The 14,152-nt window shown below is 54.8% G+C and carries 10 protein-coding genes; 3 read left to right on the plus strand and 7 right to left on the minus strand.

Annotated elements, in window-relative coordinates:
- Positions 1 to 34: 34 nt before the first annotated feature.
- Positions 35 to 3,937, plus strand: a complete 3,903-nt coding sequence (hrpA, locus tag AB4K05_RS15840; protein ID WP_368480882.1) for an ATP-dependent RNA helicase HrpA — start codon at positions 35 to 37, stop codon at positions 3,935 to 3,937.
- 70 nt (positions 3,938 to 4,007) lie between these two features.
- On the opposite strand, the gene AB4K05_RS15845 is transcribed toward hrpA, so the two are convergent.
- The 6 genes from AB4K05_RS15845 to AB4K05_RS15870 form a co-directional block, all read right to left on the minus strand.
- Positions 4,008 to 4,667 (minus strand): O-methyltransferase, encoded by a 660-nt coding sequence (locus AB4K05_RS15845; protein ID WP_368480966.1) that lies wholly within the window; start codon positions 4,665 to 4,667, stop codon positions 4,008 to 4,010.
- 21 nt (positions 4,668 to 4,688) lie between these two features.
- Positions 4,689 to 6,065: an efflux transporter outer membrane subunit gene (locus AB4K05_RS15850; protein ID WP_368480883.1), complete on the minus strand. Its 1,377-nt coding sequence runs from the start codon at positions 6,063 to 6,065 to the stop codon at positions 4,689 to 4,691.
- Positions 6,062 to 7,147 (minus strand): HlyD family secretion protein, encoded by a 1,086-nt coding sequence (locus tag AB4K05_RS15855; protein ID WP_368480884.1) that lies wholly within the window; start codon positions 7,145 to 7,147, stop codon positions 6,062 to 6,064. The genes AB4K05_RS15850 and AB4K05_RS15855 overlap by 4 nt, the downstream gene beginning before the upstream one ends.
- 24 nt (positions 7,148 to 7,171) lie before the next feature.
- On the minus strand, positions 7,172 to 8,824 hold the full coding sequence (locus tag AB4K05_RS15860; protein ID WP_368480885.1) for an MFS transporter: 1,653 nt from the start codon (positions 8,822 to 8,824) through the stop codon (positions 7,172 to 7,174).
- Positions 8,824 to 9,255, minus strand: a complete 432-nt coding sequence (locus AB4K05_RS15865; RefSeq protein WP_368480886.1) for a MarR family winged helix-turn-helix transcriptional regulator — start codon at positions 9,253 to 9,255, stop codon at positions 8,824 to 8,826. The genes AB4K05_RS15860 and AB4K05_RS15865 overlap by 1 nt, the downstream gene beginning before the upstream one ends.
- A 149-nt stretch (positions 9,256 to 9,404) precedes the next feature.
- Positions 9,405 to 10,727, minus strand: a complete 1,323-nt coding sequence (locus tag AB4K05_RS15870; RefSeq protein ID WP_368480887.1) for an MFS transporter — start codon at positions 10,725 to 10,727, stop codon at positions 9,405 to 9,407.
- 331 nt (positions 10,728 to 11,058) lie between these two features.
- Between AB4K05_RS15870 and AB4K05_RS15875 the strand changes: the two genes are divergently transcribed.
- Positions 11,059 to 11,853, plus strand: coding sequence for a YdcF family protein (locus AB4K05_RS15875; protein WP_368480888.1), 795 nt, complete (start codon positions 11,059 to 11,061; stop codon positions 11,851 to 11,853).
- Between the two features lie 33 nt (positions 11,854 to 11,886).
- On the opposite strand, the gene AB4K05_RS15880 is transcribed toward AB4K05_RS15875, so the two are convergent.
- Complete coding sequence (locus AB4K05_RS15880; RefSeq protein WP_368480889.1) at positions 11,887 to 12,405, minus strand: hypothetical protein; 519 nt, start codon at positions 12,403 to 12,405, stop codon at positions 11,887 to 11,889.
- Positions 12,406 to 12,629: 224 nt separating this feature from the next.
- Here AB4K05_RS15880 and aldA point away from each other — a divergent pair, with 224 nt between their 5' ends.
- Positions 12,630 to 14,075 (plus strand): aldehyde dehydrogenase, encoded by a 1,446-nt coding sequence (gene aldA / locus AB4K05_RS15885; RefSeq protein ID WP_368480890.1) that lies wholly within the window; start codon positions 12,630 to 12,632, stop codon positions 14,073 to 14,075.
- Positions 14,076 to 14,152: the final 77 nt, after the last annotated feature.

The raw sequence follows: 14,152 nt of genomic DNA on the forward strand, positions 1-14,152 counted from the left end.
GTTTTTTCCCGGCACTAAGCTGCCTGATAACACTATGACAGAACAACAAAAAATCACCTTTTCGATGCTTAACCAGCGCCTTGAAACGCTGATGCTGCGGGATAAACAGCGGTTTATCCGCCGATTACATGGCGTTAAGAAGGTTAAAAATCCTGATGCTCAACAGGCCATTATTCAGGAGATGGCGCAAGAAATTGAACAGGCAGCAGGTAAAGTCGTGCTACGCGAAGCCGCGCGTCCGCAGATCGACTACCCGGAAAATCTGCCGGTAAGCCAGAAAAAACAGGACATTCTCGACGCTATTCGCGACAACCAGGTGGTTATCGTTGCCGGGGAAACCGGCTCGGGTAAAACCACGCAGTTGCCAAAAATCTGCATGGAGCTGGGGCGTGGGATCAAAGGCCTTATCGGTCACACCCAACCGCGCCGTCTGGCGGCGCGTACCGTCGCTAATCGTATTGCAGAAGAGCTGCAAACTGAGCCGGGTGGCTGCATCGGCTACAAAGTCCGTTTTAGCGATCACGTCAGCGACAACACCATGGTCAAGCTGATGACCGACGGTATTTTGCTGGCCGAAATCCAGCAAGACCGCCTGTTGATGCAGTACGACACCATCATTATCGATGAAGCCCACGAACGCAGCCTGAACATCGATTTCCTGCTCGGCTACCTGCGTGAACTGCTGCCACGCCGCCCTGATCTGAAAATCATCATTACCTCGGCGACCATCGATCCAGAACGCTTCTCGCGCCACTTTAACAATGCGCCCATTATTGAAGTATCCGGTCGAACCTATCCGGTCGACGTACGCTATCGTCCTATCGTTGAAGAGGCGGACGACACCGAGCGCGATCAGCTACAGGCCATTTTCGACGCCGTGGATGAACTGGGCCGTGAAAGCCCGGGCGACATTCTGATCTTTATGAGTGGTGAACGTGAGATTCGCGACACCGCCGATGCGCTGAGTAAGCGCGACCTGCGACACACGGAAATCCTGCCGCTGTATGCGCGTTTGTCGAACAGCGAACAGAACCGGGTCTTCCAGTCGCACAGCGGACGTCGCATTGTACTGGCGACCAACGTGGCGGAAACGTCGCTGACCGTGCCGGGGATCAAGTACGTTATCGATCCGGGTACTGCACGTATTAGCCGCTATAGCTACCGCACGAAAGTCCAGCGTCTGCCGATAGAGCCGGTCTCACAGGCGTCGGCAAACCAGCGTAAGGGCCGCTGCGGTCGTGTGTCGGAAGGTATTTGTATTCGTCTGTACTCGGAAGATGATTTCCTTTCGCGTCCTGAGTTTACCGACCCGGAAATTCTGCGTACCAACCTGGCGTCGGTTATCTTGCAGATGACCGCACTGGGGCTGGGCGATATCGCGGCGTTCCCGTTTGTCGAAGCTCCGGATAAGCGCAATATTCAAGACGGTGTGCGTTTGCTCGAGGAGCTGAGCGCGATTACCACCGACGAACAGCAAACCGCTTATAAGCTGACGCCGCTGGGCCGACAGCTTAGTCAACTGCCGGTCGATCCGCGTCTGGCACGCATGGTGCTGGAAGCGCAAAAACATGGCTGTGTGCGCGAAGCGATGATCATTACGTCGGCGCTCTCCATTCAAGACCCGCGCGAGCGGCCGATGGACAAACAGCAGGCTTCGGATGAAAAACACCGCCGATTCCACGACAAAGAGTCTGACTTCCTCGCGTTTGTGAACCTGTGGAACTACCTAGGCGAGCAGCAAAAAGCGCTGTCGTCGAATCAGTTCCGCCGTCAGTGCAAGCTGGATTTCCTTAACTATCTGCGCGTACGCGAGTGGCAGGATATCTACACTCAGCTGCGCCAGGTGGTGAAGGAACTGGGCATTCCGGTGAACAGCGAACCGGCGGAATATCGCGAAATTCATATCGCGCTGCTCACCGGTCTGTTGTCGCATATCGGTATGAAAGATACCGACAAGCAGGAGTTCACCGGCGCGCGTAACGCTCGATTCTCGATCTTCCCGGGCTCTGGCTTGTTCAAGAAACCGCCGAAATGGGCGATGGTTGCCGAACTGGTGGAAACCAGCCGCCTGTGGGGACGCATTGCCGCCCGCATCGATCCGGAATGGGTTGAGCCTGTCGCCCAACATTTGCTGAAACGCTCGTACAGCGAACCGCACTGGGAGCGCGCGCAAGGCGCGGTGATGGCGACGGAAAAAGTGACCGTTTACGGTCTGCCGGTTGTCGCGGCGCGTAAGGTTAACTACAGCCAAATAGACCCGGCTCTGTGCCGCGAGCTGTTTATCCGTCATGCGCTGGTCGAGGGCGACTGGCAGACACGCCACGCGTTCTTCCGCGACAACTTAAAATTGCGCAATGAAATTGAAGAGCTGGAGCATAAATCGCGCCGTCGCGACATTCTGGTGGATGACGAGACGATGTTCGAATTTTACGACCAGCGTATCAGCCATGATGTGATTTCCGCGCGCCACTTCGACAAGTGGTGGAAACAGGCCAGCCGTGAAACGCCGGATCTGCTCAACTTTGAGAAGCACATGCTAATTAAGGAAGGGGCGGAGCAGGTCAGCAAGCTGGACTACCCGAACTTCTGGCATCAGGGCAACCTGAAGCTGCGTCTGACCTATCAGTTTGAACCGGGCGCGGATGCTGACGGTGTGACGGTGCATATTCCGCTGCCGTTATTAAACCAGGTTGAAGAGGCCGGATTTGAATGGCAAATTCCAGGGCTGCGCCGTGAATTGATTATCGCGCTGATTAAATCGTTGCCGAAACCTGTTCGCCGTAACTTTGTACCGGCACCCAACTACGCTGAAGCGTTCTTAGGCCGCGTGACGCCGCTGGAGCTGCCGTTACTTGATTCTCTGGAGCGCGAGCTGCGCCGGATGACCGGTGTCACCGTTGACCGCGATGCCTGGCAGTGGGATCAGGTGCCCGATCACCTAAAAATCACCTACCGGGTTGTTGACGACAAAAACAAGAAACTGCAGGAAGGGCGTGTCTTACAGGATCTGAAAGATGCGCTGAAGGGCAAGGTGCAGGAGACGCTGTCGGCGGTTGCTGACGATGGTATCGAGCAGAGTAATCTGCATATCTGGAGCTTTGGCGACCTGCCGGAGCGTTATGAACAAAAACGCGGCAACTATAAGGTGAAAGCTTGGCCGGCGCTGGTCGATGAACGCGACAGTGTGGCTATCAAGCTGTTCGATAACGAACTGGAGCAACAGCAGATGATGTGGCGCGGTTTGCGTCGTTTGTTGCTGCTGAATATTCCATCGCCAATTAAATATCTGCACGAGAAGCTGCCGAATAAAGCCAAACTGGGGCTGTACTTCAACCCGTACGGTAAGGTGCTTGATCTCATTGATGATTGCATCTCCTGCGGCGTCGATAAGCTAATTGACGAAGCGGGCGGCCCGGTGTGGACGGAGGCAGGCTTTGCAGCCTTGCATGAACGAGTTCGCGCCGACCTCAACGAAACGGTGGTCGGTATCGCCAAACAGGTTGAGCAAATTCTCACTGCCGTATTTAACGTCAACAAGCGACTGAAAGGGCGCGTGGATATGACGATGGCGCTGGGCCTGTCGGATATTAAGGCACAGATGAACGGTTTGGTGTATCGCGGTTTTGTCACCGGCAACGGCTTCCGTCGACTGGGGGATACGCTACGTTACCTTCAGGCGATTGAAAAACGTCTGGAAAAACTGGCCGTTGACCCGCACCGCGACCGAGTGCAAATGCTGAAAGTGGAAAGCGTGCAGCAGGCGTGGCAGCAGTGGTTGAATAAGCTGCCGCCAGCGCGTCGGGAAGATGAAGACGTGAAAGAGATCCGCTGGATGATTGAAGAGCTGCGCGTCAGCTTCTTTGCGCAGCAGCTTGGAACTCCGTACCCCATCTCCGACAAGCGTATTTTACAGGCGATGGAGCAGATTACGGCGTAAAGATTGCCCGGTGGCGCAAGCTTACCGGGCCTACAATAAGCGTTCTTGTAGGCCTTAAAGCTTCACGTCATCAGGCATTCACCCATGCCAGCGTAAATCCATCCCACCCTTTGATTCCCACCGTTTGCAGCGCCGTGACCGTGAGCCGCGGGTCGTTGCGCATCATCTCGATAAACCGGCGCACGCCCTGCACGCGTTCGTCAGTGCTATTCGGATTAGTCACCTCGCCATCGCGCACCACGTTATCGCCAATAATCAGCGTCCCGGGACGGGCGTACTTCAACGCCCACTGTAGGTAATATGGATTGTTGGGTTTATCGGCATCGATGAAAATGAGGTCGAAGGGCGCCTCTGTTGCCAATGTCGCCAGTGAATCCAGCGCTGGCCCCTCGTGAAGCGTCACGCGATCGCCAAGCCCGGCGAGCTGAATATTTTCACGGGCCACCTTCGCGTGCTTAGGGTCGGCTTCCAGCGTAATCAACCGCCCATTTTCCGGCAGTTCTCGCGCCATCCAGATGGTGCTGTACGCGCCAAGCGTACCAATTTCCAGTATCGATTTTGCCCCGACCATCCGGACAAACAGCGCCAACAGTTGCCCCTGATTGGCCGCAACATCGTGTGCGGGAAGCCCAGCACGATGGTTATTTTCCAAAACCTGAGCCAAAACCCGACAGTCAGGAATGAGATTTTCTATTAAATAATTATCAACTTCAGACCACTGCTTTTGCATCATGACACCCGCCTGATTTTGTCAGCCTGACAGTGAAGACCAGCCGCCTCCCAGCGCCCGGTAAAGGTCTATTTGCGCCAGCAGCAGGTTGTTTTTAACCTGCACGACGCTGATTTGGGTCGCGAACAACGTGCGCTGAGCGTCCAGCACATCAAGATAAGAAGAGTAGCCGTTGCGATAGCGATTTTGTGCAATCCGTAGCGTCTCCTGCGCTACTTCTTCTTGCCCTTGAAGCGCGGTTAACTGTTCACCATAACGGGTGATAGCGTCAAGACTGTCATTCACCTCTCTAAAGGCGCTGCGAACCGTTTTTTCATAGCCATAAAGCGCCTGATTACGTTGCGCCATCGACACGTCGGCCTGAGCGTTGAGCGCTTGGCGATTGAGCAGCGGGGCGAGAATACTGCCGCCGACGCTCCATAAGCGCAGTGGATTATCAAGCAGATCCGCCAAGGTGCGGTCCTGATAGCTTCCCGCGGCCGTGAGATTAATTGACGGCAGCAATTTTGCCTGTGATGAGGCGAGGGTCGCGTCGGCGGCAACCAGTTGTCGCTGCGCCTGTACCACGTCCGGGCGGCGGTTGAGCAGCGTTGATGGCAGCTGTGAAGGCAGCGCGAGCGGCGTGAGCCGGTCAAATTCGTTGCGTTTTATCGCCCCAGGATTGGCACCGAGCAGCACGGAGAGCGCGTTCTCCTGCTGGGCTATCTGATGCTGCAATAACGGCACCTGCGAACGAGTTGAACGCAGTTCCGAGTCGGCCTGCATCAATTCCAGTCGCGAGGTGTAGCCCGTTTCGAACTGGCGTTTAGCCAGATTGTAGGCATCTTCTCGGGATTTTAGCGTCTGCTCGGTGACGCGCAGCTGCTGGTCTAGCGACAGCAGCGTGACGTAACCCACCGCCACTGACGTTGCAACGGTCAGATTTGCCGCGGCGGCAGCGGCTTTTTGCGACTCGAGGCTAGCCTGTGCTGCATCGGCAGCGCTGCGGTTTGCCCCCCACAGATCGACATCATAGCTGGCGGTCAGGCCGCCTTTATACACCGTGCTGTGAATTGGCAGGCCGGTGGCGGCAGATTGCGAACGGGCGCGGGTGCCGGATAATCCCACGTCCAGCGTCGGGAAGAGACTGCCATCGGCGGCGTATACGCGGGCCTGATATTCATTAACCCGCTCACGGGCAATGAGCACATCGCTGTTATATTCAAGCGCCCGATCAACATATTGATTGAGCTCGCTGTCGTGGAGATTGCGCCACCAGACCCCCTCAACACTGCTTGTTGGGCCAATATCGGCGCGCCAAGCGGTGGGGATGGCAAGCGTAGGCTCGGCGCGCTGAATATCCGCCGATTGGCAGCCCGCTAGCATCAGCGCCAGGGCAATGGCGACGGGGCGGATCATGGCGTTGTCTCCGCGCGGGTATCAATGGTCACCTGCACCGACATCCCCGGTCGCAGGCGCAGGCTGTTGCGCTGCCCCTCATCAACGGCAATCCGCACCGGAATACGCTGGGCAATTTTGACAAAGTTACCGGTGGCGTTGTCCGGTGAAATGGCGCTGAACTCCACGCCGGTCGCCGGTGAAATGCTTTGTACGGTGCCGTGGAATTTTTCGCCATTTAGCGCATCGACATTAAAGGTCACCGGCTGGCCGACGCGCACGGTGGCTAACTGGGTCTCTTTCAAATTGGCGATAACCCAATGCTGCGGCGGCACCAGTGGAGCGAGGTGCGTACCCGCCGTAACGTAAGCGCCGAGGCGCACCGCAATTTGTCCCATCTGGCCATCGGTGGGGGCGATAATCTGCGTATTGTTAAGATCAATTTCCGCCAGCTCCAGCGCTGCGGTCGCGTTGGCGACATCTGCCTTTAGTGCATCAAGGTTAACAATCGTGGTTTGCAGATCCTGACGCGACATTTCAAGCGTGGCCTTAGCCTGTTCAATATCGGCGATGCCCTGAGCGGCGCTAGCACGCGCAGAATCTCGCTCTCGAATCGATAATGAACCGTCGGCGGTCAGATCCTGCACGCGCTTTAAATCTGCCTGGGTTTTCAGATTTTGCGCGCGGGCGTTTTCTAGCGCCGCCTCGTTACGGGCAATCACCGCCTCGGCGCTTTTACGCTGCTGGAGATTATTTTTTAGCGCGGCTTCTTTCATCGCCAGTTGCGCCTGCGCCTGATGAACCCGTTGCCGGTAAATGCGATCGTCAATCTGGAACAGCACCTGTCCTTTTTTGACCTGATTAAAGTCTTGGACATTCACCCCGGTGATATAACCGCTGACCTGCGGGCTAATAAAGGTGGTTTGCCCGCGCACGTAGGCGTTATCCGTAAACTGGCTGTGACGGGTAAACGGTGGCAGCTGCCAGGCGTACAGAATGACCAATACGCCCACCAGACCGATGGCAGCGGCGGTAAAAATCGATACCACGCGGATATTATTGCGGGTGTTGGCCTGTTGCTTGGCCGCATCCTGCTGACTCATAACGACTCCAGATCTCTTTTGTTATTATTTGCTGCCCGTTGCGCGTTTGAGCGCAACATGAGCGGTAATTCGCAGTCTCAACAATCGCCAGAATACCCATAGCAGCGTGGCGGCAGAGATGGCCGCTGTCAGCATAAAGGTGTCATTGTAGGCAAGAATATTGGCCTCGAGCGTAGACGCGGTTTGGAGCAGGGCGCTGGCCTGCACATTGAGCAACGTACTGTCGCCAATCTGACTTTGATATTGCTGAGCATACTGTTGCAGGCGATCGTTTATCAGCGGATTCAGGGTCGTTATCTGGTCAGCTAACTGACTGGAGTGGAATTTTTCACGCCAGGTCTGGAAGGTGCCGAGGATAGCGGAACCCAATAGGCCGCCGAGGTTCTGGCTCATGCCAAACAGCACCGAGAAACTCACGAGATTGCGCTGGTCGGCAATGACGCCGCCGATACCCGCCAGCATCGCTGGGGCGAGGAAAAAGGCGCTGCCAAAGCCCAACAGGAACTGGCTCAGCATTAGCTGGTCTGGGCGGGTGAGGCTGGTGGACTGGCTGTCGAGCAGCGATGCAATCATGATAAGCGCCAGCGCCGTGGCGGTGGGCCAATATAGGCGCGCGGGATTTAGCGTCAGGCAACTGGCGATAATTCCACAGAGGATACCGGCAAAAATAGACCACGCCAGCGAGGTCATTTGTTCGTTCTGTAATCCGACAAACTGCAACCAGCCGATAACCCCGGTATTTTGCTCTGCCAGCACAATGCGAATTAGCACCATGATCAATCCCAACCGCAGAATACTGCCACTGGAGAGCCAGCGCGTATTGAGCAGCGGGTTGCTGCGATTATGTTCAAAAATCATGGCGCTGATGATAAGCACCGTGGCGGCAGCCAGCGACCAGCCGATCCACGGCGCTTCGAACCACCAATCAAGACGGCCCAGCGATAGCACCGCGCAGATAAGCGCCATGCCGGGGGCCAGCAGAATAAAGGTGATAAAGTCTTTTTTCTCAAACACCTTTTTGCGGTCGCTTGGCGGCAGTTTTAGGGCAATGACGCAGGCCAATGACACCAGCGCGAGTCCTAATTCGAAGAAATAGAGGCCGCGCCATTCGTCGATTTGCAGCAGTTCGGTGGAGAACAGACGGGCGAGGGGGATCGCCAGCGATGAACCGGTAATACCGATGGTTAGCGCCTTTAGTCGGTGTTTTGCCGGCCATGCCTGAACTTGGTAGTAAATGCCCAGCGAACTGAGCGCCGCCGCCACCATGCCGTGCGCGGCGCGTACCATCAGCGCGGAGTTGAGATCGTTGACGAACAGGTGGAAAAAGGTCACCAGCACATACAGCACCAGAAAGCCTTCGGTAAACGCACGCAGGCCAAACTGCTGGCGAAATTTGACCAGCAGCAGGTTGATGGACACGTTGGTCATCACGTATACCGCAGGCAGCCAGGCGATTTCCGTCGACCAGGCGGCGAACGAACCCTGCAGGTTTTGCAGATTGGCGGTGACCACCGCGTTGCCCAGTGCACCGGTCAGGCACACCAGTAGGCCGACGATGCCGTAGGCAACCCGTTTTGGCATGCTGTGAATTGGCGTTGACGGCGAACCGAGAATGGCCGGTTTTTCATGCGGCGCCCAGTCGTGCGGGGCGTAAGGATCGCGGCGTGGAGGGGACATTATTTCTTCTCCACTTCACGCAGTAGCTTCATCAGAACTTCACGGGTTTGTTCCTGTTCTTCTGGGGTAATGACCGTCAGAATCTCTTCTCGCAGCTCATCAGCCACCGCTTTGACCTGATGATAGAGCGCCATCCCTTTTTCGGTGGCGACCAGCAGACGTTTACGCTTATCACGCTCGGTGAGCGCCCGTTCAACCAGCCCCAAATTGACCAGCTTGTTAATCAAGGGCACTACGGTGGCGCTTTCGACACCAAGCGCTTGCGCCAGCTCGATTTGCGAAAGCGGCTGCTCGTTGCTGGCAATCGAGGCGACGGCAACCCACATGGCTTGGCTCATGCCAAGATCCTTAAGTCGCCGATTGACGGCCAGTCGCCAGTGATGGGCGGTAAGATAGAGAAGATGGGAGAAATTTAGCTGACGGTTATCCATGGCGAATTATTCATAATCATTAGAGCTCTAATGAGTTTACGTTCGGCGGAAACCATAATTCAAGTGAATATGAAAAATAAGTGTTATCTGAAGGGAACGGGACTGTTAGCGAAAGGCCCGACGTCACGCTGCGCCGCCGGGCCATAAGATTAGATCTGGCTGGCTTGGCCGTTAACGACCACATCCTGACGTTTACGGCGGCTAGCAAAGAAAATCGCCGTCAGCGAGATAGCCACGGTGATCCCCAGATACCAAGCGACAGGAACCCAGTTGCCGTTATATTTCGCCAGCAAACCGGTAGCAATCAGCGGCGCGGTGCCGCCCGCCAATGCTGCGCCAATTTGATAACCTAGCGTTATCCCCGTATAGCGTACGTTAGCGCTGAAAATCTCGGAACACAAAGTCCCCAGCACGGCGGTAATCGGTGACCACAGGATGCCGAAAGTGATAACCGTCGCCAGCATAATGCCCCAGGTAGTACCGGTATTGAGCAACAGGAACCACGGCACGATAAACAGGCCCAGCAGAACAACGCTGATGGCGTACATCCGTTGACGGCCAATTTTGTCCGACAGAAGGCCCATCAGCGGGATCATAACGGTCGACACCAGCGCACCGAGAGTCACGGCTTCAAGCACCTGCGACTTTTGGTAGGTGAGTGTCGTGGTGGCATAGCTGACCACAAAGGTAGAGAAAATATAGAACGGCGCGGTTTCCACCACCTTCAGGCCTGCGGCAATAATCACTTCGCGCCAGTGGTGGGTTAGGGTTTCGCGTAACGGCGCTTTGGCGACCTTGCCGGACTCTTTCACCTTCTTGAATTCTGGCGTTTCATCGATATCTTTACGGATCCACAGACCGACCAGCACCAGCACGGCGCTCATCAGGAACGGAATACGCCAGCCCCAGGAGAGGAACTGTTCTTCGCTAAACAGGGTCATCAACGAGACGATAAAGGTTGCCATCAGCATCCCGATGGTGACGCCCGCCTGCGGGATGCTGCCGAAGAAGCCTTTGCGCTTCTCTGGCGCGTATTCATAGGCTAGCAGCAATGCGCCGCCCCATTCGCCGCCGATGCCGATGCCCTGAATAATACGCATCAGAATCAGCAGAATCGGTGCCCAGATGCCAATCTGGTCGTAGGTTGGCAGCAGGCCAATCATGACGGTTGCACTGCCCATCAGCGAAAGGGTAAGAACTAAGGTTTTTTTGCGGCCAATGCGGTCGCCAATATGGGCGAAAATTACCCCGCCGATTGGACGAATAAAGAAAGTGAGTGAGAAAGAGAGGTAGGAGAGAATCAGGCCAATAACCGGGTCAACCATTGGGAAAAAGATTTTGTTGAAGACCAATGCGGCGGCCGTGCCGTACAGAAAATAGTCAAACCATTCAATGGAACTACCGGTTAGGCTAGCAATCAGGACCCTTTTATTTTTTTTCAGGATCGTGGTGCTGCTTTCTTGTATTGTCATGAAGAATCACTCCCGCCACGTTGGGTTAAAATCAGGTGTCACCCTGAAAGGTGAAATGGTGCAACCTTAATTGTGAAAAAGGTTGCTTGATTGTTAAGCAACTTAGATATGCGCGTTATCTTTGGCAAGCCTGACGTTGAAGTTTGTGAGTTAAAATGAACCTTATTTCTATTTTAAATGACTGTAATAATGGGATATGTTAGGTGTTAATTCTGAAATCGTTCTAATTTGTGGTGTAAAATTCAGGTGCAACCGCATTGTTTTTAGACGTTTCTAGTTATTTCATTTCTGTTACAAATTGCCGGAGCTAGACAAAGGAGTATCGAGGACAATGAGCGTGTCATGTTTAACACAAGCCTCACTGGAGGCGGCAAATCGGCTGGGACGCTGGTTGGCGCAGGATGATGTTGACGGCCGACCGGATACCGCCGACGCACAGCTGGTGGTGCTGGCCGGAAACGCCGTGATGCCGACGGTCGATGCCGCCTGCGAACTGGCAAAACGCAGCGGCGGCACGCTGCTTATCTGCGGCGGAGTAGGTCATTCAACCTCATTTCTTTATCAAGCGCTGGCGCAGCACCCGCGCTATCGGCAAATAAGTGTGAACGGCGAACCGGAAGCAACGCTGCTGGCGGAAATTGCGCATCAGTTCTGGCACATTCCACGCGAGCGTATTGTGGTTGAGGATGAGTCCACCAACTGCGGTGAAAACGCATGGTTTACCCGGCGAGTGATGGAACAGCAAGGCATCAATCCACAAAGTGCAACGCTGGTGCAGGACCCCACCATGCAGCGGCGCACCATGGCGACCTTTGCACGGGTCTGGCAAGACGTGACACCGTCACCGAAATGGGTGAGTTTCCCCGGCTTTATACCGGTACTGGAAAATACGCCGCAGGGCGTGGCCTGGCAGCAGCCAGCAGCAGGTGTATGGCCGGTTGCCCGCTATCTATCGTTGATTCTCGGTGAGTTGCCGCGTTTGCGAGATGATGCCCATGGTTACGGTCCACGGGGCAAAGGGTTTATTAGTCATGTCGATATTCCAAGCGACGTAGAAGACGCCTGGCAGCATTTGGCTGCACAACCGCAGCTATTAGCGGAACTGGCGAGCCGCAATATCGGTTAGTTCAAACCTACGGGCCGCCGTCAGCGGCCCGTATTAACGGAAGCTCCACTGCACGCTGACGACAAATATTGAAGGCAGAATAATGCCGCTCTCCACGCCGAAATAGTCGGTAAAGTTATATTGCAGGCCATGATAAACATAAGGGGCGAAACCGACGCCGGTGATTTTTTTCGCCGTATGATAGGCACCGTCATCGCCGCAGTGGCTGAAAGCATCAAAGAAGAACTCGCCGGTATAGGCGTAAATCCCCTTAAAGGTCCATCCCGTCTGGCTGTTGAACCAATCCCGCCGCACGCCCAGCGTCAGACAGCGATCGGCGAAGCTGTTTTTCATTGTCCCGACGAGCAGACTGTATTTTGAATCAGCGGAAAACTTCCGTTCGACCGAAAAGAAATCATTATTGAATTTTTCGTTATATTGGCCGTGATTATCGGTCATGTGATAAACGAAGGAACCCGTATTGATAGAGTACAGGTTGATTTCACCCGCATTGCAGGGGGCAACCAGCGCGGCGGCGGATGCAAATGCTGATGAAATGAGGGTTCTGCGCATGATTAAACTCAGTAAAGCCGGAAATTAAAAACAATTGTCTCCATCATACGTTTTTGGCCATAAACAAAGGCTCAACCGAATTCTGGCATGCTGTTTCAACTCTTGATCTATGTTTATGAGTTGCCTCACAGAAACGGACGGATTAAGTGGGAAAAGTTGCCGAAATGTATATGTATTTAACAATAATTTCACTTGTTAAAACATCATACAAACAGGAGCAGGTCATGACGGCAACCGTGCAACATCCGATGTATATTGATGGACAGTTCGTTAACTGGCAGGGAGATCAGTGGATTGACGTTATCAATCCCGCGACACAAGCGTGTCTTTCCCGCATTCCTGATGGCGACGCTGAGCACGCTAGGTTGGCAATCGATGCTGCGGAACGCGCGCAACCGGCCTGGGAGGCACTGCCCGCTATTGAACGCGCCGGATGGTTGCGCAAAATTGCCGCAGGGATCCGCGCTCGTGCGCCTGAAATCAGCCAGATGATTGTGGCCGAAGGTGGCAAAATTCAACAGCTGGCGGAGGTGGAAGTCGGTTTCACTGCGGATTATATCGAATACATGGCCGAATGGGCGCGTCGCTATGAAGGCGAAATCCTGCAAAGTGACCGTCCGGGTGAAAACATTTTTGTCTTCAAACGCGCGCTGGGCGTGACCACCGGCATTTTGCCGTGGAACTTCCCCTTCTTCCTGATTGCCCGTAAGCTTGCTCCTGCGCTTATCACCGGCAATACCATTGTCATTAAACCGAGCGAATTTACGCCCAATAACGCGGTGGCGTTCGCCGAGATTGTGCATCAGATTGGCCTGCCGAAAGGGGTCTTTAACCTTGTGCTGGGGCGCGGTGAAACCGTAGGTCAAGAGCTGGCGGGCAACCCGAAAGTGGCGATGGTCAGCATGACGGGCAGCGTGGCGGCCGGTGAGAAAATCATGGCGGCGGCGGCGAAAAATATCACCAAAGTCTGTCTGGAACTTGGCGGCAAAGCGCCAGCGATTGTTCTGGACGATGCCGACCTTGAGCTGGCGGTAAAAGCGGTGGTGGACTCACGAGTCATCAACACCGGGCAGGTCTGTAACTGCGCTGAGCGTCTGTATGTGCAAAAAGGTATTTACGACCGTTTCATCAATAAGCTCGGTGAGGCGATGAAAGCGGTGGCATTTGGCGATCCATCGCAGCGTAACGATATTGCGATGGGGCCGCTGATTAACGCCGCCGCGCTGGAACGCGTCGAGCAGAAGGTTGCTAAAGCCGTGAAGCAAGGGGCGCGCGTGGCACTGGGCGGTAAAGCGGTTGAGGGCACGGGTTATTTCTATCCGCCTACGCTCCTACTCGATGTGCGTCAGGAGATGGATATTATGCATGAAGAGACCTTCGGGCCGGTACTGCCGGTGGTGATGTTCGATACTCTCGATGACGCGCTCGCGATGGCTAACGATAGCGAGTATGGCTTGACCTCATCTATTTATACGCGCGATCTCAATCTGGCCATGAAAGCGGTTCGCGGGCTGAAGTTTGGCGAAACCTATATTAACCGTGAGCACTTTGAAGCGATGCAGGGTTTCCATGCCGGTTGGCGTAAATCAGGTATTGGCGGGGCAGATGGAAAGCACGGCCTGAATGAATATCTGCAAACTCAAATGGTGTATTTACAGACTCAAGGTTAAATCCCGGGCGGTCGGATGCGACAAACGTCGTCATCCGGCCGCCGATACGAAACGCTTTCCCGTTATTCCTGTCCCAT

This window comes from Kluyvera sp. STS39-E (assembly GCF_040932435.1).
In the GTDB taxonomy this organism is placed as follows: Bacteria; Pseudomonadota; Gammaproteobacteria; order Enterobacterales; family Enterobacteriaceae; genus Kluyvera.

What these genes read in the sequence shown, in the direction of transcription:
- hrpA (WP_368480882.1), top strand. Translation starts at nt 35, where the DNA reads ATGACAGAACAACAAAAAATCACCTTTTCGATGCTTAACCAGCGCCTT.
- AB4K05_RS15845 (WP_368480966.1), bottom strand. Translation starts at nt 4,667, where the DNA reads ATGCAAAAGCAGTGGTCTGAAGTTGATAATTATTTAATAGAAAATCTC.
- AB4K05_RS15850 (WP_368480883.1), bottom strand. Translation starts at nt 6,065, where the DNA reads ATGATCCGCCCCGTCGCCATTGCCCTGGCGCTGATGCTAGCGGGCTGC.
- AB4K05_RS15855 (WP_368480884.1), bottom strand. Translation starts at nt 7,147, where the DNA reads ATGAGTCAGCAGGATGCGGCCAAGCAACAGGCCAACACCCGCAATAAT.
- AB4K05_RS15860 (WP_368480885.1), bottom strand. Translation starts at nt 8,824, where the DNA reads ATGTCCCCTCCACGCCGCGATCCTTACGCCCCGCACGACTGGGCGCCG.
- AB4K05_RS15865 (WP_368480886.1), bottom strand. Translation starts at nt 9,255, where the DNA reads ATGGATAACCGTCAGCTAAATTTCTCCCATCTTCTCTATCTTACCGCC.
- AB4K05_RS15870 (WP_368480887.1), bottom strand. Translation starts at nt 10,727, where the DNA reads ATGACAATACAAGAAAGCAGCACCACGATCCTGAAAAAAAATAAAAGG.
- AB4K05_RS15875 (WP_368480888.1), top strand. Translation starts at nt 11,059, where the DNA reads ATGAGCGTGTCATGTTTAACACAAGCCTCACTGGAGGCGGCAAATCGG.
- AB4K05_RS15880 (WP_368480889.1), bottom strand. Translation starts at nt 12,405, where the DNA reads ATGCGCAGAACCCTCATTTCATCAGCATTTGCATCCGCCGCCGCGCTG.
- aldA (WP_368480890.1), top strand. Translation starts at nt 12,630, where the DNA reads ATGACGGCAACCGTGCAACATCCGATGTATATTGATGGACAGTTCGTT.